Genomic DNA, 18,522 nt, shown 5'->3' with positions numbered 1-18,522 from the left:
GTGTAAAGTCCGAGGAATCGAGCGCCTGGCCACTCCTCCCGGCAGCGCCACAACCGAGGACAGGTGCGCACCACATGGCCAACCCGAACAGACTCACGACCCAGCAGGTCGTGGACCTGGTCAAAGAACTCACGGGCAAAGAGATCAAACCGATGACCTTCGCCGGCTACGTCACCCGCGGCCAGGCACCGAAGCCCGTGGAGAAGATCGGCGCCACTCCGCTCTGGAAGCGCAGCGAGATCGTCGAGTGGGCCGAGAACCGGCCAGGCCGCGGAGCACGCACCGACCTACGCAAGCCCCGCCGACCCGCGAAGCCCACCGGCGCCGAATAGCTCACCCATCCGGCGGGACGTGTCATCTTCCCAGCTCACAAGACATTTCACGCACAGCGCAGCGCCCCCACTCCATCGTCGGAGTGGGGGCGCTGCACGTTCACTGGCGGGTGAGCGCGATCCGGATGACAGCGTGGGCCGCAGCCATCGCGACGAGGACGACACTCGCACCGAAGACAACGGGGACGACGACGGCGTGGAGGTTGATCACAGCTGGGACGTGTCGTTTCCGCTGGTCATCGACAGTCGACGTGGATCGAGAGCTGGATGCGGCCGCTGTGGGTTCGTGGCCACTCGGTCGGTGCGTCGGCGGTCGCGGCGATGTCGAGCTGGTCGGCCTGGGACCAGTCGACGGCAGTGAGGGTGTCGAGGAACTGGTTGGTGGTGTCGACGTCCGCAGCGGACAGGCCCTGGTCGGCGTTCTCGATCGTCAGGGTCTGGGATCCGTGGGCGGCGTTGATCGTCCAGCCGTGCGGGGCGGTGATGTCGACGGCGAGGTCGTCGCCCCGCCCGGTGCACCGGGCGGTGACGTCCTCCGGCTTGGGGGTGGTGATCTCGCTGTCGGAGTGGGCATCTCCCCAACCGATGACGATGCTGCCGAGGTCGGTGCTGGTGGCGGTGACAATCGCTCCGCTGGTCGAGGTGGTGACCGATGCGGCGTCGCGGGCATCGTCGCTGCCGCAACCGGCCAAAGCCGCGGCCGCGGCGAAAGCTGCGGCCACGGCGGCGGTCCGGGCAAGGGCGGTGCGTGGGGTGGTCATCTCGATGTGTCCTCTCGGGTCCGGCTAGCTGACGACGTCGATGAACCAGCGGCCGTCGACCTTCTTCGTGGTGATGGTCTGGGGAATGCGCTGCGCACCCTCCGGGCGCAGCTCGGTCAGGTCGACGCTGTACGCGGCCTCCGACAGCGGGGTGATGGCCACGCAGTAGTTGGTGCCCGGCGGGACGGCGTCGATGAACGGCTGGAGCTGGTCCGCCGGAACGATGGTGGAGTTCGATGTGGCCAGCGCGCGGGCGGCGGCGGCGTTGCGCTGCGCGTAGTAGGCGTGGTTGAACGCGGCGATGACTCCCGCGCCACTGTCCTGGTCGCCGCGGTCGGCGCGGCAGGTGTCGTCGACCTCGGATGAGGCGGCGGTGGTCGTCGTGGGGGCGGGGTCGGGCAAGTCGAGGATCGGCAGGGTGTCCTCGTCCGGCACGGCGGTGGTGGCGGTCGCGGTGTCTGCGGGCTGCTCGCCGCCAGAGGTCGACCACACGGTGGTGCCGATGACCGCGACAGCGACGACGCCGATCCCACCGGCGATGGCGAGCTTGGTGGGTGTGCGCCGGCCACGCGTGGCCGGGACGCCGGGCGCAGCCGCGTTGGCTGCGCCCGACGAGCTGGTGGTGGGTGCCCCACCGAGAAGGTCGATCACGGCGGGGTGGCGCTTCGCCGGACGTCCGAGGTTCGGCTTCTTCATGGTGAGGTCCCCTTTCCAGGTCAGTTGCCGTGCTGGGCGATTCCGTCGCCGACCGCGGTGGAGATGAGGTTTCCGGCCAGGCCGGCGGTGGCGTTGGCGAAGAAGTCGTTCAGCGAGGTGTCGACCTGCTCGATGACCTCCTGGCCGCCAGGCTGGGCAGCGACGAAGTCGCGAACCTGCTGGTCGACGACCGGCGCGGACTCGACGACGTTCTGCACCGTGTCGGCGGCGGCCGCACCGACCGGGCCGGAGTTCTCCCACTCGGTCAGCGTCGCGGCCGTCTGATCGACGATCGCGTCGTGCTCGACGTCCTCGACCGCGACCTCCTCGGGCTCGGTGAGGTCACCGGCACCGAAGTTCGTCGCGGCGGCGACACCGGCAGCGCCACCGGCCAGGCCACCGACCGCAGCAGCCGGGACACCGGCGACGGCCGCACCGATCGCCGCGCCGCCCGCGGTGCCGGCGACACCGCTGGTCACGACCGGCAGACCGGGGATCGGGGTCGGAATGATGGTGCCGAGCGCGGCGCCCTGGACGCCGCCAACGGTGCCGCCGATCAGCCCGCCGACCACGGCGGCGGGGACACCGACCGCGGTCGCGCCGGCCACGGCGCCGGTGACACCGCCCGCGACCTGCGAGGCGGCCAGGCGCTCGGCGCGGGTGGTTTCGACACCGACCGAGCGCCAGAAGTCGGTGGCCTGGGCCTCGAGGATCGCGGACGTGTTGTTGGTGCGCTCGGCGTCGACGTCGGACATCCAGTTCGCCTGCTCGAACATTGCGTCACCGAACCGGACCTTGTTGCGCGGAGCGATGATCGGCGCGGTCGGGGTGACCGCGACGGGCAGGTGCAGCGTCTCGATCTGGACCGGGGCGACGTAGGTGTACTCCGGGGCCACGTACGTCTCGGTCTCGTAGTCGTAGTTCGGCATCGCCCGCCACTGCACGTTCTCCGGCGCGTACGCCTGCGGGGTCTCCACCCAGGTCGCGGCCTGCGCCGGGGCCTCGGGCACGGACGCGGGCGCCGGGGCGGGTGCGGTGGTGGTGCCGCCCTGAGCACCGGCGCCGACCGTGCCGCCCTGAGTACCTGCGCCGGTGGTGCCGCCCTGGGTCGGTGCGGCACCGGCCGACGGGGCGAGGGCGAGGCCGGCGGCGACGGCGGCGGCCGCGACGAGCGCGACGGTGGCCTGGTTCTGGACCTTGCGGTGCCGGCCGCTGGAGCTGCGGCGAGCGGCGCGGTTGTTGATGTCGTTGCTCATCGAGCATCGCCTTTCATCGTGGATCGGCCTCGGTGCGAGGCCCGGATCTCGGGGTTATGGGAGGGATCGGAGGTCGATCGGTGAGGCCGGGTGGCCGGCCAGCGCATCAGCTCACGGCGACCGCCATCCGGTCGACGACGGTGGCTGCGAGCACCGTCAGCGCGTCCCGGGTTTCGCGGCGCAGCCCGGTGAGTGCGATGCGCTCGCCGGAGGCGAACAGCGGCTCGAACGGCATCCGGCACACCGGAACACCGAGCGCGGCGAACGCGTCGACGGTGTCCGTCTCGACCATCGGCGCATCCCCAGGACCGTCGGTGATGACCACGATCGTGCGAGAGAGCACGTCCGGGCGCACGGCGGCGTAGGTGTTGAGGGTTCGCTCCGCGGCGGCGGCCGCGTCGAAGCGCAGCGGGACCGGCACGATGACCGCGTGCGCGGCGGTGATCGCCCACCGCCAGCTCTCGGAGAGGCTGGAGTTGCCGGTGTCGGCGACCAGAACGTCGCGGTGGCGGCCGAGGACGGCGCCGACCGTGGCCGCCTCGGTGTAGCTCAGCGGCGCGATCGCACCGGCGAGCCCGGCTGCGACGTCGGAGCCGGACGGCTGCCGGGCCAAGTACCGGGCGAGCTGGGAGGCGCGAATCTCGCCAGAGGCCGGGTCGATTCCGGCCAGCAGGCTGACGATGTCCTGCCCCGGCTGCGGCGGTACGGCGACCCGGTCTGCGAAGCTGCCGCCGACCTCACCGAGATCGAGGCACGTGACGGTAGCGGGGCCGCGGTACTCGGCCATCGTCTCGGCAAGGCTGATCGACATCGGGGTCTTGCCCACGCCGCCCTTGACGTTCGCGATCGTGATCACCGCGCCCTCGGGCAGCTGCCGCGCGATCGCCTGTTGCGAGCCGCGCAGCCGCACCTCGAGGGAGTCGGACTTCGGGGCGAGCTTCAGTCCCAGCATCGCGTTGATCCGCCCGCGAACCCCGAGCCGAGCCGGGTCGCTCGACACCGGGTTCGCGCGCGGTGCGGACAACTGCGAGAGCACCACCGGGCCCGTGATCGGCCCTGTGATCGCTTCTGCGGGCCGCTGCCCCACCGGGGAAGGCGTGGGAGCGGCGACCCGCTGCGGGGCGGCCTGTGCGGGCGTGGGAGGGACCGGCCGCGCAACAGGCTGTGCGGCCGGGGTGGTGTCGGCGTAGTCCATCGACTCCGCCGACACCATCACCGGCCCGGCCGGCGGCGCGGAGACAGGCTCCGCCGCCGCCGGTTCGGGCTCGGCCATCGTGACGACCGGGAAGGGCGTGCTCGGTGCGCACTCCCGGGCGCTGCCGTCGGGTCCGACGGTCAGGTACTTGGTGTCCTTTCCAGTCCGGTAGACGACCTCGACAGCGGACTCCTGTCCCTTGGCGATGCTGTGCACGAACTCGTGCACGACCGCGCCAATGGCCTTGTGTTCGGTCGCCTCCAGCTCCATCGGAGGCACGTTGGCGTCCTCCAAGGTCGCGCGGGCGGTGGTCTTGGAGGTGATCTCGACATCGACGGTCGGCGGGGTCATCGTCAGTTGACCCCGAAGGCGCTGGCGCCGGCCAGTGCCGTGTTCATCTCGTCGACGACGGCCTCGGCCTGTTCCAGCTCGGCCAACGCAGTCGCGCGGGCGGCGACTTCAGGCAGCGCCTCGATCACGGCGCGGCGCTTGGCGGCGGCGTCGCTGATCTCGGCGAGGCGGTCACTGGTCAGCTCCTGGTTCTCGCTGAGCTTGGCCACCCACTCCGGGGACGTGTCCTTGAGGTATTCCCGCAGCGCCTTGATGACGGGATCGTTGGCGCCCTTGGAGACGAACGGTCCGCGCAGCGCGGCGACGTCCTCGGTGGTGGGGGTGATCGACTGGGAGATGCGGCGGCTCATGGTGTTCCTTTCGGTGGTGGGTACTGCTCGGGGTTTCTGCGGTGGTTATCCGGAGAAGAACGTCGGCGGCTCCGTCACTGCCGGCGAAAGATCGCCGGTGCGGATCCGCGAGTTGAAGTTGGCGTTCAGCGAGTCGCGCTCGGCGGCAGGCATCGACGCCAACAGTTCGGAGATCTTGGCCTCGGTCTCCGCTGCGAAACTTGCAGCGGGACGGCGGTGGGTCATGGTCATGCGGGCGCTCCTACGAGGTCGGCTTCGGGGAGGACGACGACGCCGGTGGCGTCGAAGGTGATGCGGGTCTTCACGCGGCCGGTGCCGACGGTCAGGACGGTCGAGGTGATCTCGCCCTTGCTGTCGCGGGTGACGTCGACCGCGGCGACGGTGACCGGGACGAGTTCGCCTTCGTCGTCGTCGACGAGGACGGTCTGGCCGGCCTCTACCGCGGATGCGGGGATGACGTCGGCGAAGTCGTCCTCGGTCGTCTGCGCGGCGTCCGACGGCGCGGTGGCCGGGGAGGTCGAGGTGGTGGCGTCGTCGCCGGTGCCGATGACGATCGGCTCCGCGGCGCGGCCGTACTCGCGTGCCCGCTTGGCCAGTGCGCGCTCGGTCTCGATGAACTCGGCCAGCTCGGTCGAGTAGCAGGTGAATCCGGGCGTCTCCAGGGGCGCGAGGCCGTCGATGATCGCCTTCTCACTGGCGGAGAGCTGGTTCCACTTGTTGGGGTGGCGGTCGACGTTCGGGGTCCACCACATCTGCGCGTCGGCGGGGCTGCCGTCTTCGCCGATCGCGATGCCGCGGCCGGGCACCGAGGTGTCGACCTCGCGGCCGACGGTGGAGTCTCCCCACATCATCAGCGCGCCGTCCTGCGAGAGGTTGCCGAGCGAGATGCGGGTGCCGAAGTTGTCGCGGGCATTACCGCTCGCGCCACCGAACAGCGACGCGTCCGGGCGCTGGACGCCGAGCAGCAGGCGGATGCCGGCCGATCGGGCGAGGACGGCGAGGTCGGCCCACGCGCTGAGCGGGTCGAGTTCCTTGAGCATTGCGCGGGTCTCGTCGTCGCCGGTCTTCATCAGTCGCTGCCACTTGCCGGACAGGATGAAGAACTCGTCGAGGACCGCGATCATCAAGGGCAGTTGCGAGCCCTCGATCTTCATGTCGTGGATGTAGGTGTTGCGCGCCATCATCTCCGAGTGCAGAGCGCGCACGAACATCGCTGCGCGGATCGGGTCGTAGATGATCGCGCCGCACCCGGGGTAGCCCTCCAAGCCGTCGAGTTCGATCATCTTCGGATCGACACCGACGAACGGGATGCCGCGGCGCGCGGCCTCGGTGAGCAGGGTGCGGATGACCGAGGTCTTGCCGCCGCCGGTCGGGCCGACGATCAGGCAGTGCGGCTTGTTGGACTTGGTGGAGATGTCCCAGATGAAGGTCCGCTCGGCTTCGCCGGTCGCGTACGGCAGGTGCCGCAGGTTGTCGTCGACCAGCTCCAGCGGGTGGTCGATGCGCGAGGGCATCGGGGCGACCAGGCGCATGGTCAGGTAGCCCTTGTCGGGGTACCAGTCGGTGGTCCAGTTCCGGCCGGACTCGTGCTCGCCGGCATTGGCGATCAGTGCTTCTTCGACCTTGGCCTGGAAGCCGCGGGCTCCGGCGTTCATCGACCGCTCGAACGAGATCCGGTAGCCGGTCTCGACTCCGTCCGCGTCGTGTGCGGAAACCGTCACCTTCGGGTCGGAGAAGATCGACGCCGCATCCAGGGTCGATTGCAGCGCCTTGTGTCGATCGCTGCGCTCGTCCGGCTCGATCGTCTTCCGTCGGATGACGATCCGGTCCCGGTGCGCCTCGTGACGGACGGTGACCTCGTTGGTGGAACTGCTCCCGGCGATGGCTTCGATGGCGCGTGACAGCTCCTCGAACTGCTTGGGGCGAACGACCGTGCCCCGAGCCAGCTTGATGGTGGCGCGGCGCAGTACCCGCCACCCGGACGGGAACGGCACCGTCACCTTCTTCGGCAGGTTTCCGATGCTCTGCCGGACCACCGACTCGAGCATCGTCGACCACCGGTGCGAGCGGTGACGCAGCACGTCGACCGCGACGAGGAGGGCGGCGGCGGCGATCAGCGCCACGCGGTAGCCGTGCAGCGTGGTCAGGACCTCGGTGGCCTGTGCGTTGGCGGCAGCGATCGGCATCAGGCGCGGGGCGAACACCGCGGCGGCAGCGGCAGCGATCACGATCGGCGAGAGCGCAGTGAAGCGGCGGATGCTGGTCGGCCGACCGTTCTCGCCGAGCTGCTGTCCGCGAGCGTTGCCGGACTCGCCGAACATGTCACGCCACGTTGCGACGATCCAGTCCTTCAGGGGGTCCTGATTTCCGCTCACCGCCTGTGCCTTTCGCTCGTGCCGAAGCTTCTCGGACGCCATCTGACGAGGCGTCTTTTGCACAGTGGCAAGGAACCGCGATTTTCCGCAACGGGGTCCCCCCCTCCCCGACGGTCGTTTCCGCGTCACCCAACGCGCTTGCCGCGCATCGACTCCGAGGTCGAGTGACCGATGTCGCGGCGCGCGTCACCGCCGCGGTGTTGCCCGCTATTCGACGCGCCTGACGACCGCTCTGTGGACCGCTGTTCCGAGCGCACCGCCACCGCCTCGGCGAGCGCTAGGCCGAGCGCGTCACCACCGCACCGCCGACCGCTGTTGGGTGTGCTTCGCACTCGCCGCGCCGACCGCTCCGTCGAGCGGCTTGGAGACCGTCTCCGAACGTCCATGTGGCACAGTTCGGGTGGACCTCGCCACCGAGCGATGGGACGGTGAAACGAGCGCCGCCACACGCGGTCAGCGGGACGAGGTCGGAGCGTCTATCACTCCGCTTGGTCGAGCGCTCCGGATAGCGTCCGACATGGGCGCTTCCGAAAGAGGTTGCGGCGGCGTCAATTTGGAATTACACTCCCCCCCAAGGAACGCCGGGGGGGAGTGACCCCCGGAGGGGGTGGTGGGACAGGCGCTTTTTCGAGCGCTCGATCGCACCGCCGAAATCCACCGCCGAATCCGGCGCTCTTTCTCACCGCTCGTTCGAGCACTTCCCCACCGCACCGGTCACGTGCCCTCGATCCGCCGGCAGTGACCCGGTCGCGATCGCCGCGCCCGCCCCGGCTACGCACCCACCTCGTGCACCGCGTCCATGCACCGCCCATATCCGCCGCCCGGTGGGCGTATGGCACCCCATAGCCCCTATGCCCCCTAGCGCCCATATGCGAGCCCATACGCACTACATCCCATAGCGCCTGTGAACGCCGCGCTGCCGTCCCCGAAAGTCGCACCGACCGACGACCGTCGGCGGGCCTTCTTCCGCACCGCTCGGCTTGCTCGTGTGACCACCCCTCGCAGTCGTGCGGTCGACGCCCTGAAATCCGCTTGCGCGCAGCGCCGTTGCGCACCGCGCACCGCAGTGCCACGAGAAGGCCGAAACGGCGGTACTCGCCGACCCCACGAGAACGAATCTTTCGGGGTCTCGCAGCGCCCGGACCTGTGGCGATACCGCGCATGCCCCCCTGACACCCCGTTGAGGTGAAAACGGACATCGACTTACGTTCGCGTGCATCCACATTCAGGTGCACCAACCGATCTCGCGATGGAGAGTCCAATGTCCCTCACCTCCGCAGTTGTCGAACTGGCGACGACCGCTCCCCCTCACATCGACGTACTCGCCCAGACGACGGAGGTGTCGACCGGCGGGTTGCGTGCCTGGATCGGCGACAACATCGTCTTCACAATTTTGCTTCTGGCCGGGTGCGTCATCGGTATGGGTGGCATGCGCGGCAACCTGTCGAAGGTCGTCACCGTCGGCGGCCTGTCCCTCGTTGGACTGGCGTGGTTCTCGATCGCCCAGAGCCAGAGCGCCGCGACCGGTGTCGGCAACTTCCTCCTCGGCCTCATCGGCATCCAGGTCTGACGTGCTCACCCCCGACCTCCGACCGAACCGCGAAGGGAGCCGACCGTGATCGACAACGACGACCTGCTGCACCGAGTGGACCGGCAATTCCTCGGTCCGACCGGGTGGACGTTCCCGTTCCGGATCCGCTACGCGGCGATCGGACTCGGGGTCGCGATCTTCGGCACCATCTTCTTCGTCAGCCGCGCGATCGTGCACGTACCGCTGGGCTTCCGATCGCTCGCGGTGATGGTCGTTCTCACCGTCGTGCTGACCTCGAAGGTGACCAAGTACGTCAACGCCGATCGACCGGTCCGGTCGGTGCTGCGGGCCGCATGGAACGACCTGAACGCCCCGCGCCCGCCGAAGCCCGGACAGACCGTCGTGCTTCGCATTCCCGCCACTATCCGCGCGCAGCGCAGCGCGCCCACGTCCGCGCCGATCGAAGGTGAGTTGCCCCGATGACCATGCAGTCCGACAACGACATCGCCGCACTGTTCGACCCGAACTTCGACGAGCCGGAGCCGACCGTTCTTCCGCCCGGTGCGTTGCCGCCGTCGTGGGCGGCGGCGATGGCAGCCAATCGCGGCGCCGCAGCAACTCCACCTCTGGCGCCGCGGCCGCAGGAGTTGGCATGGTCGCAGGTCCCCGACAGCCGGGTCGCGCCGCCCGCGCCGGCCGTTGTCCCCGAGCCCGCACCGGAGCAGGCCGAGCCCGCCGGCAAGCGGCGCGGGCGGGGGCGGGGACGCAACGCCACCCCTGATGCCGAGATCACTCGCCAGGTGAAGGCCGCGAAGAAGCGCGACGACCGTGAGCGCAAGGCGGTGCGTCTCGAACTGGTCGGCGTGGAGGGCAACGTCACCCGCACCCGCCGGCAGTCGACGGCGTGGTTCGTGCAGCCGCCGGGCCCGTGGAACATGCGACCGGTCGGCAAGCAGCGCCGCTACATCCAGAACGAGGCCCTGGTGGTGGCGAACCTCGCCGAATCCGGTGTGACCGGGCTGCATCGACGGCTGGTGCGCACGCCGTGGCCGGTGCGCCAGTGGGCGCAGAACCATGACGCGTGGGCCGAGCCGATCCTGGACGTGCCCGGCGCCCTGTCGTGGGCGGACTACCTGCGCGGGCAGCAGCACGCCATGCTGTGGGGTAACCCGACCCAGAAGGGTCGCTACTGGGGTGTGGAGCTGCCGCCTCGGTCGGTGCTTGCGCAGGGCCTCGACACGGTCGGGCAGTGGCTGGTCCCGGTCATCGACGCCCCGCTGCTCGGCTCGTTCGCGCGGTTGGTTCGTAAGTGGGCGCGTGATGCGTTCCTCAACGAGCAGAAGGCGATCGCCGATCACCTCGCGACGATCGAGCGGCACCTGTCCGGGCAGGGCGTGGGCGCCAAGCCCGCCAATGCCGCACAGATGGACTACCTGCTGCTGCGCTCGGCATCGCTCGGGCTGCCGCTCGACGCCGATGGCGTGATCTCCGGTGGCGGCGACTGGGAGGAGTCCGACGTCGCCGCGCTCGAAGACCTCACCAACCTCGAACTCACCCCCGGTGACGGCTACACCACGGTGCGCGGGCAGGTCGGCGGCCGCGATTACACCGGCTACGCGATCGTCCTCACGGTCGGTCGGATGGCGCCGCTGCCGATCCCGGAGAAGATGCTGCCCTGGCAGGTGATCGGCGACCCGTCGGGCGAACCGCTGGAGTGGTCCGAGCGGATCACGCTCAAGACCAAGAGCCAGAGCCTGCGCAGCCTGCGCCGTCTGAGCGACCGGATCGAGTCCCAGTTCGACCACTACACGATCGAGCACGACCAGTCGCCGCCCCCGGAGCTGGCCGAGCAGCATGCGCTCGCGCAACGCGCCATCTCCGACATCGAAGAGGACCACTCCGGGCTGTCGGTGCGCACCGAGGGCTTCTACCGCGTGCTCGTGGTCGGATCGACGCCGGAGGAGGCGAAGCAGAAGGTCGCACTGCTCCAGGAGATGTACTCGCCGCGGATCCGCCTCGAGCACGAGCACGGCCAGTACCAGCTCCTGCGCGAGTTCATCCCGGGTGAGCCGCTGGCGAACATCGCGCACTGCCGGCGGATGAACGTCGAAGCTCTCTCGGCCGGCATGGCTGCGGTCGGTGACCGGATCGGTGACCGCACCGGCGTCGTCATCGGGCAGACCGCCTCGATCGCGCCGCGACCGGCGATCTGGAACCTGTTTGCCGCGCACGAGTCCAAGCACAAGTCCGGCCTGACCCCGATCGTCGCCGTTCCTGGATCCGGAAAGACGTTCCTCGCAGGGGTGCTCGTCTACCAGGCGGTGCGCGCTGGCGCCTACGGCGTGGTGCTCGACCCGTCCGGACCGCTCAAGAAGCTCGCGCAGCTCCCCGAGTTCCGTGGCATCGCCGAAGTCCAGGCGCTGACCGGGCGCACCTCGCGGCCCGGCTCGCTGAACCCGTACCGAGTGATTGTCGATCCGCGCCGCAGCGATCCGGAGTACGACCCGAGCGGTGCGGACTACGTCGAGGATTCCGATCCGGTCGCGGCGGCGCAGGCGCAGTACGAGGCCGATGTGCGTGCCGCGCAGGCGGAGCGGATCTCGGTGGCGGTCTCGGTGCTCAAGATGATGCTCACCCCCGCGCGCCTCGAGCACGAGTGGACCGAGACGGTGCTCCAGACGGCAGCGAACATGGTCGGCGGCGAGCGGCACCACAACCTGCGCGAAGTCCTCGACGCCATCGCACGCATCGGTGCCGACGACGAGAACATCGACCTGCGCTCGTGCGCACGGTCCGTGCACCAGGACCTGTCGATGATGTCCGATCTGGCCGAGGCCCGAGTCCTGTTCCCCGAGCGCGGCACCACCGGCGATGCGGACGACTTCGTCGCCGACGGCATCCGCCTGACGGTGCTGACCATGCCCGGTCTGCAACTGCCGCCCGAGGGCACCGACCCGTCGCAGTGGACTCCGCAGCAGCGGATGGCCGGCCCGCTGATGCACATGGCCGCGTGGATGGCGAACCGTCTCGTCTACGAGCTGCCGCGCTACGAGCGCAAGGTGCTGTTCCTCGACGAGAACAAGTACCTCGAGCAGACCGGCGCCGGCCGCACCCTGAACCTGCGGATCGCGCGCGACTCCCGCAAGTACAAGGTTCGTGCACTCGTCTGCTCGCAGCTCCCCGACGACTACCTCGGCGTCGACGGCACCGACGACAAGTCCGCGCTGACGTACGAGGTGATCATCGGCGACCTCGGCGGCAACGCCCACGCGATCGAAGGCGCCCTGAAGCTGCTGAACCTTCCCGTCGGCGAGGGCTACGAGTCGCTGCTGGCCGGTCTCGGTGGCGGAGGCGAGGACACCCTCGACGAGGACACCGACACCGAACACCTCGACCAGGCGCGCCGGTTCGTGGTGAAGATGGCCGACGACATCGAGCTGATCCGCTCGGACTGGACGCACTTCGTCCATCTGGCGCACGTGTTCGAGGCGTTGGACTCGCGCGCGACCCGAGGCGGTGCCGCGTGAGCCCCCAGCGGCGCCAGGGCGCCCCGCAGGACCGTTCCCCCTCCCCTCGCCGTTCCGGGCGGCGTATGGGGCTTGTGAGCCGCGTTCTGGTGGTGCTGATGCTCGCCGCCATTTCCCTGATCGGCCTCGGCGGCGGTGTGGCCGCTGCCGGCGGTTTCGACTGCAAGGACGTCCCGAAACCCGAGTTCCCCAACGAGGTCCTGGAAACCACCTTCGATTCGACCAGCGCAGATCGGGCGCACGGCGGGGGGACCGGCTACCAGACCTACGGGTGGGCCGGACTGAAGTGGAACACCTACGACCTCGGCTGCGGCGCCGACCTGGTTCGGGCTCCCGACGCGGTCGGTGACACCACGCTCGGCAATGCGTTCATGACGATCGGCAAGTCGATGGCGGCCGCGGCGTTCTGGCTCGACGACCAGACCAAGACGGGCCAGGCTGCCGCAGAGGCGGGAGTCGAGCCGGCGCTGGCGAAGTTCGACGAGATCGTCTTCTCGATCAGCAAGGGGCTGCGCGGCATCTACGGCCAGTGGGTCGGCATCGGATTGGTCGTCGTCGCGGCGATCGTGCTGTGGAAGTCGATGAAGGAGGACTCGGCCGGAGTCACCCGCACCACGGCGATGGCCGCCGCCGGTCTCGCGCTCGGCGCGCTGATGGTCGGTGCTCCGCAGAAGGCGCTCCAGGTCGCGGACGACACTTTCGGATCGCTCATCACCGACACGCAGGATGAGATCTTCGCGGTGACGTTCGGCCCGAACGGGGACTCGTTGGCCAGCGGTGCCACCGATCCGCGGAACGTGCTGATCGACAAGATCTACCTCGACGACTGGCGCAAGGGCTGGTTCGGCCAGAACTACGACCCGGCAGACCAGGCCCAACTCGGCCCCAAGCTGCGCGATTCGCTGGCGTTCACCTACGACCAGCAGCACGAGGTCAAGGACGACCCCAAGGCCCAGGCCACGCTCGCCGAGGAGAAGGCAGACAAGTTCCGCGACATCGTCACGTCGCTCGAAACCGACTACCAGCTCTCCTACCACCAGTTCCAGGGCAAGGACTCGGGCCGAACCTCGATCGGGTTCATGGGCATGCTCAAGCTGGCGATGCCGTCGCTGCTGTGGATCGGGGCGTCCCTGCTGAAGCTGACGGCCCTGATGGCGATCCGGTTCGCGGTGCTGTTCGCGCCGATCTGGATCCCCATCGCGATCGCCTACGGCGGCTGGCTGTCCCGGGTGATGCGCATGCTCGCCTCCGCCTACATGTGGGGCGTGGCCGGCGCGGTCATCGTGGCGGTCTACCTGATGGCGCTGGTGCAGCTCTACGTCAACTCCAACGGCGCCGTCGACGGGTCCTGGCGGCTGTGGTTCATGATCCTGCTGACGGTCGTGTGCTGGGCGATCATGCGGCCGTTCAAGCGGATGAGTCAGACGTTCACGCAGAACTCGGCGAGCATGGTCAACCGCAAGTCCCGCAATGCGAAGAAGTCGTTCAAGCGCAAGGCGTTCGACGCGGCGAGCCTCGCCGTCGGTGGTCCTGCGCAGGCGATCGCGGAGAAGGCCGCCGGACGTTTCGCCGGCCGACGCACCTTTGACGGTGTCGCCGAGGGCCAGGGCAACGCCGTGACCCGCCCCGAGGGTCGTGCGCTCAACAACCAGCGTCAGCAGGCCCTCACCAAGTCGCGTGCCGATGCCCGCAAGGCGCAGGGCCTCGGCCGTGCCGCGCGGATGGGGCAGGCTGCCAGCTCGGGCGCCGAGCGTGATGCGCGTATCGCGGGGATCGCAGCGGTGGCCAGCCGCGACATGGCCCGCGGCAAGGGCGGTATCGACGGCAAGGATGCAGATCAGGCCGTGAAGTCCGGTGCCGCAGCGTGGAAGCGGTTCGACCAGGACGAGGCCGAGAGCATCGTCCAGGAGCGCAAGGCCCGCAAGGAACTGCTCAGCGCGAGTGTCGGGCAGCGGTGGGACGGCGGTGACCGGTCGGCGATCGCACCGATGAAGGTCTTCACGCCCGCGCCGCGGCAGAAGTCGCACGCCACCGCGACCAGCTCCGGTGCGCCGGCGAAGTCCGGATCGGCCACGAAGGTGTGGACCTCCGCAGCCCCGTCGGGCTCGATCACGAAGGATCGGTACATCTGATGGCGTCGTCCGGGCCCAATCCTGTTCTCGCACCGATTCGCCGGTGGGTGCTCTACTCGCGCACCAACCTGGCGCTCACGATCGCCGGTGTGGTGGCCGTGTTGTTCGCTGCCGGGGCAGTGTTCGGGGAGACCCCGGCGCCCCGGGCAGCGGCCCAGGAAACCGACACGGTGGCCACCGAGCCGCCGCCGTCGGCGGAGTCGATCAGTTACGAGCTCGACGAGGTCAGTGAATCGCTGGTCGTCGCCAAGACCGCGGTGTGGGCGGCCTCGAGTGCCCCGGCCACGGCGATGGCGTACGCGCACGCGTTCGTCGACACCACCACCTCGGACAGCAAGTGGGCGAGCGCGATCGGCCGCTTCACCACCGACAAGCCGGGTGAGTCCGTCATCGCGGCGCGGCCGCGTACGCCGGTGGTCATCACCGGCCCGACGGTCAGCACCCTGACGGACGGCGCCGACGGCAAGACCGCGCGGGTGACCGTCCCGACGCAGGCCGGGGACCTGACGGTCACGCTCACCGTCGCCGACGCCGGCGGCGCGAGCGGCAAGCGGTGGGTCGTCGAGACGCCCCTGCCCACCCTCGATCTGACCGCGGTCGAGAAGGCCGCGCCGCCAGCCTCCCCGGCAGCGGAGCGCACCTCGGCACCCACCACCAGCGTGGCGCCCGAACCGTCTGCGGCGCCGCGCACCTCGAGTGCCGCTGCGTCGACGACAGAGGAGTCCACGTTCGATCTGGACGAGCCCACCTCGGCGCCGACCCGGGACCGCGCCAGCGATCCGGTTCCGGTGCCCGGGCCGATTCCGATCCCGGAACTCGACACCCCGATCCCGGGTGGACGGTGAACCGCGGCAGCGCCGGGCGGGCGCTGTTGCTGGCCGGCGCTGCGTCCGTCGTTCTCGGCACCTCCGCGTGCTCGGTCGGTGCGCCGGTCATCCCCCGCGATCCCTGCCGGACCGTCTCGACGGACGGCGATGACGGCAGCTCGTCGTCGATCTCGCAGGATCTGAAACTGACGATGTCCGGGCCAATCCGCCTGCCGGTCAACCCCGGGACCACCACCTACACCTCCGGATTCGGTGAGCGGTGGGGTGCACAGCACCAGGGTGACGATCTGGCCGGACCGGTCGGGACACCGATCCTCGCCGCACTCGACGGCACAGTTGTTGCAGCCGGGGCCACGGGCGAGGGCCCCGGGGTCGGATTCGAGAACTGGGTGATCATCGACTCGAACGTCAACGGCAAACCGGTCTCGACGGTCTACGGGCACATGTTCTCGAACGGTATCCGCGTCAAGCAGGGCCAGCAGGTCAAGGCCGGCGACCACATCGCCGACATCGGCAACGCCGGCGGATCGACCGGCCCGCACCTGCATTTCGAGTATTGGGAGGGGGGCCGGTTGCAGAGCGGAACTGCCATCGACCCGCTGACCGTGCTCCCCGAGATCGAGAAGCAGGGCGGTGGCGGCGGCCAGTTCATCGACGTGAGCAACAACGGCGTCCAGCTCGTGGCGGCTACCCGCTCGACGGCCGACTGCTCGGGATTCGGGATGGCCGGCGGCGGCGAGCTGGCGTTCGCCGCCGTGCCGGCGGAGTTCGAGCCGTGGCTGCGTCGCGCGGGCAGCGTGTGCGCGGAGATCGACTCCCCACTGCTCGCCGCGCAGCTCCAGCAGGAGAACAACTTCCGCCACGGGGCCAACGCCCCCGTCTCGCCGTCGGGCGCGATGGGGCCGGCGCAGTTCATGCCCGGCACCTGGGCGACCTGGGGCAAGGACTACGACGGAGATGGCAAGGCGGACGCGAACTCGATCGGGGACGCGGTGATGTCGCAGGCGCACTTCATGTGCGCGCTCTACCAGGAGGTGTCGTCGGTTCCCGGCGATCCGATCGAGCTGACGCTGGCCGCGTACAACGCCGGTGGCGGTGCCGTGCAGAAGTACGGCGGGATACCGCCCTACAGCGAGACGCAGAACTACGTCGCGAAGATCACCGCAGCTCGGGCGACGTTCGCGAACCCGAACTCTCGGGGCCGGTTCATCCCGGACGCCGCAGGGGACAGTGGCCAGGTTGTCTCGGCTGCACGCGAGTACCTCGGTACTCCGTACGTGTGGGGCGGCGGCGGAACGGGCGGCCCGTCCAACGGCGGCTTCGACTGTTCCGGCCTGACCTCGTTCGCGGTGCACGCAGCAAGCGCCGGCAAGGTCGCACTCCCCCGCACCTCCGAGGAGCAGTGGAGCGTCGGGGTCGAGATCCCGATCGACCGCGCCCAGCCAGGTGACCTGGTGTTCGGCGGCTGGGGGCCGAACGGACCTGGCCACGTGGGGATCTACGCAGGCGGCGGGCAGATGGTCCACGCCCCCACCACCGGCGATGTCGTCAAGGAAGCGCCCCTTCAGGCCGGGATGAAGGCCCGGCGGGTGATGTAGGGGACGTGTCATCTATGCAGTTCATACGCGGTTTTCGGACGAGGCGCGGGGAGTTCTCCTCGCGCCCCGCCGTTTTCGGTCATCTCCACACCGCTCGACGAGGGGCACCTCCCGACCTCGAGGTCACCGCCGCCCGGCGGCCGGATGCTGCCGACCACCCATTCCCTTCCTGGGGGACGTGTCGTTTATGCTGGTCAATGGCCCAATCACTGGGCACAAGAGGGGGTTTCAATGAGGGCTCGAACACTCGTCATCGTGGTGCTGGCGGTCGCTGTCATCGGAGTTCTGGCCTACTCGTTCCTCGCACGGACCGACGGCGAGGAGTCGACCGAGGCAGTCCCGCCGGCCACCAGTGCGTCCACCACCACGCCGGTCGCGCCGCCAGCCGAGGCCGAGATCGAGGTCGAGCAGCCCGCCGCCCAGGGTGCCGACGAGGCCGCCAGGCAGGGCCTGACCGTGGTGTTCACCTGGTACCCGGCCACCGATGCCACGCCGAACGACGCTTACGGGCGGGCCCGAAACTGGCTGACCGACAACCTCGCCGGCCGCATGAACGTCGACGCACGCACCGAGCGAGGCCCGGGCATCCAGTGGGCCCAGTGGGGGCAGGACCAGGCCAAGGTCATCGCCGACGTCACCGTCGGGTGCTCCGGTTGCCCAGAGGACACCGACACGGTCGTCCAGCGCGTGGCCACCATCAAGCAGACCGCGGTCACCGAGACCGGCACCGATACGGTCAAACCTGACACCACGGTGTGGGTCACCGTCGTTCGCGAGGGCGACCGCTGGCTCATCGACGACATCCGCTACTGACCACGGGAGAACCCATGACCCGCACGAGCATCGCCGCAGCACTGATCACGGCTGCGCTCGCCGTTGGCCTGACCGCGTGCAGCAGCGACGACGAAGCCACCAGTGCACCCACCAGCACGCCGACGACGTCCACGTCCACGGCCCCGACCGAGTCCGCGTTCGGCACCGACGAGTTCATCGCCGATCGACTACGCACGTCGACGAGTGCGATCGTCGAGACCGTCGAGCAGCGCGGAGGCACACCGCAACAGGCGATCGCCGCGCTCGTGTCCAGCGAAGCCGAAACCGGGTGGCAGTCCGGGCTTCGGATGTCGCCTCCGGCCACGGATATTCGTGACATCTACGGATGGCGGCTGTTCTACAACCTTCCGGCCGACTCCGCGGACGTAGTCCGGGCCGCGACGAACACCTTCATGGACAACGCCGCCACCGTCACGATCAGCGCGGATGATCCTGTCGCGTACGCCCTGGCCGTCCAGTACGCGGATCCGCGCGGCTACAACGAGAAGGAGCACTTCTACAAGAAGGGCGAGACCGCGGCCGGCGAGTACCCGGCATCGCTTCCCAAGGCGCAGGCCGCATATGAGGAGCTGCGCGACTCCCAGTAGGGTCCGGGGACGTGTCGTCTTACCTGATCAGTGGCCGTTTATTGCGGCGGCCGTCGCGGGTGGAGAACGAAGAAGGCCGGCCCGGTGTCTCCGCCGTTCGTTGCGAACGGGTGAGCGCCAGGCCGGCCTTCTTCTTTGGAATCTGCGGGACGTGTCGTTTTACCTGCTAG

At 69.4% G+C, this 18,522-nt stretch carries 16 protein-coding genes; 9 read left to right on the top strand and 7 right to left on the bottom strand.

Features of this window, described 5'->3' with window-relative positions:
• Positions 1-74 precede the first annotated feature (74 nt).
• Positions 75-332 carry a helix-turn-helix transcriptional regulator gene (locus PCS43_RS32210; RefSeq protein WP_161121746.1) on the top strand — a complete coding sequence of 86 codons (258 nt, stop codon included), beginning with the start codon at positions 75-77 and terminating at the stop codon, positions 330-332.
• 236 nt (positions 333-568) lie between these two features.
• Here the strand turns inward: PCS43_RS32210 and PCS43_RS32205 are convergent, their stop codons facing one another.
• The 7 genes from PCS43_RS32205 to PCS43_RS32175 form a co-directional block, all read right to left on the bottom strand.
• Positions 569-1,093, bottom strand: a complete 525-nt coding sequence (locus tag PCS43_RS32205; protein WP_161121747.1) for a hypothetical protein — start codon at positions 1,091-1,093, stop codon at positions 569-571.
• Between the two features lie 24 nt (positions 1,094-1,117).
• Complete coding sequence (locus tag PCS43_RS32200; protein WP_161121748.1) at positions 1,118-1,789, bottom strand: hypothetical protein; 672 nt, start codon at positions 1,787-1,789, stop codon at positions 1,118-1,120.
• A gap of 20 nt (positions 1,790-1,809) precedes the next feature.
• Positions 1,810-3,045, bottom strand: coding sequence for an insoluble domain protein (locus PCS43_RS32195; RefSeq protein WP_161121749.1), 1,236 nt, complete (start codon positions 3,043-3,045; stop codon positions 1,810-1,812).
• 106 nt (positions 3,046-3,151) lie between these two features.
• Positions 3,152-4,591, bottom strand: coding sequence for a ParA family protein (locus PCS43_RS32190; protein WP_161121750.1), 1,440 nt, complete (start codon positions 4,589-4,591; stop codon positions 3,152-3,154).
• Positions 4,592-4,593: 2 nt separating this feature from the next.
• Positions 4,594-4,941 (bottom strand): hypothetical protein, encoded by a 348-nt coding sequence (locus PCS43_RS32185; protein ID WP_161121751.1) that lies wholly within the window; start codon positions 4,939-4,941, stop codon positions 4,594-4,596.
• 45 nt (positions 4,942-4,986) lie between these two features.
• On the bottom strand, positions 4,987-5,172 hold the full coding sequence (locus tag PCS43_RS32180; protein WP_161121752.1) for a hypothetical protein: 186 nt from the start codon (positions 5,170-5,172) through the stop codon (positions 4,987-4,989).
• Entirely contained in the window at positions 5,169-7,316 is a 2,148-nt protein-coding gene (locus PCS43_RS32175; protein WP_161121753.1) for an FtsK/SpoIIIE domain-containing protein, read from the bottom strand. Before PCS43_RS32175 ends, PCS43_RS32180 begins: the two co-directional genes overlap by 4 nt.
• 1,261 nt (positions 7,317-8,577) lie before the next feature.
• On the opposite strand from PCS43_RS32175, the gene PCS43_RS32170 reads away from it, so the two are divergent.
• The 8 genes from PCS43_RS32170 (at position 8,578) to PCS43_RS32135 (ending at position 18,352) form a co-directional block, all read left to right on the top strand.
• Positions 8,578-8,886 (top strand): hypothetical protein, encoded by a 309-nt coding sequence (locus PCS43_RS32170; protein ID WP_161121754.1) that lies wholly within the window; start codon positions 8,578-8,580, stop codon positions 8,884-8,886.
• A gap of 45 nt (positions 8,887-8,931) precedes the next feature.
• Entirely contained in the window at positions 8,932-9,330 is a 399-nt protein-coding gene (locus PCS43_RS32165; protein WP_161121755.1) for a hypothetical protein, read from the top strand.
• Positions 9,327-12,374 carry an ATP-binding protein gene (locus tag PCS43_RS32160; RefSeq protein WP_202427399.1) on the top strand — a complete coding sequence of 1,016 codons (3,048 nt, stop codon included), beginning with the start codon at positions 9,327-9,329 and terminating at the stop codon, positions 12,372-12,374. Before PCS43_RS32165 ends, PCS43_RS32160 begins: the two co-directional genes overlap by 4 nt.
• A gap of 65 nt (positions 12,375-12,439) precedes the next feature.
• On the top strand, positions 12,440-14,506 hold the full coding sequence (locus PCS43_RS32155) for a hypothetical protein (protein ID WP_202427400.1): 2,067 nt from the start codon (positions 12,440-12,442) through the stop codon (positions 14,504-14,506).
• Positions 14,506-15,351, top strand: a complete 846-nt coding sequence (locus PCS43_RS32150; RefSeq protein ID WP_161121756.1) for a hypothetical protein — start codon at positions 14,506-14,508, stop codon at positions 15,349-15,351. The genes PCS43_RS32155 and PCS43_RS32150 overlap by 1 nt, the downstream gene beginning before the upstream one ends.
• Complete coding sequence (locus PCS43_RS32145) at positions 15,348-16,931, top strand: peptidoglycan DD-metalloendopeptidase family protein (RefSeq protein ID WP_161121757.1); 1,584 nt, start codon at positions 15,348-15,350, stop codon at positions 16,929-16,931. Before PCS43_RS32150 ends, PCS43_RS32145 begins: the two co-directional genes overlap by 4 nt.
• A gap of 231 nt (positions 16,932-17,162) precedes the next feature.
• A complete protein-coding gene (locus PCS43_RS32140) occupies positions 17,163-17,744 on the top strand; it encodes a hypothetical protein (protein ID WP_161121758.1) in 582 nt (193 codons plus the stop codon).
• A gap of 14 nt (positions 17,745-17,758) precedes the next feature.
• The gene (locus PCS43_RS32135; protein WP_161121759.1) at positions 17,759-18,352 is read left to right on the top strand and encodes a hypothetical protein; all 594 of its coding nucleotides are present in this window, start codon (positions 17,759-17,761) and stop codon (positions 18,350-18,352) included.
• Positions 18,353-18,522: the final 170 nt, after the last annotated feature.

Source organism: Rhodococcus sp. C-2, assembly GCF_027854095.1.
GTDB classification, from domain to species: Bacteria; Actinomycetota; Actinomycetes; order Mycobacteriales; family Mycobacteriaceae; genus Rhodococcus_F; species Rhodococcus_F qingshengii.
Note: the sequence above shows the minus strand (reverse complement) of the source record. Positions and strands in the feature narration are given on the sequence as shown.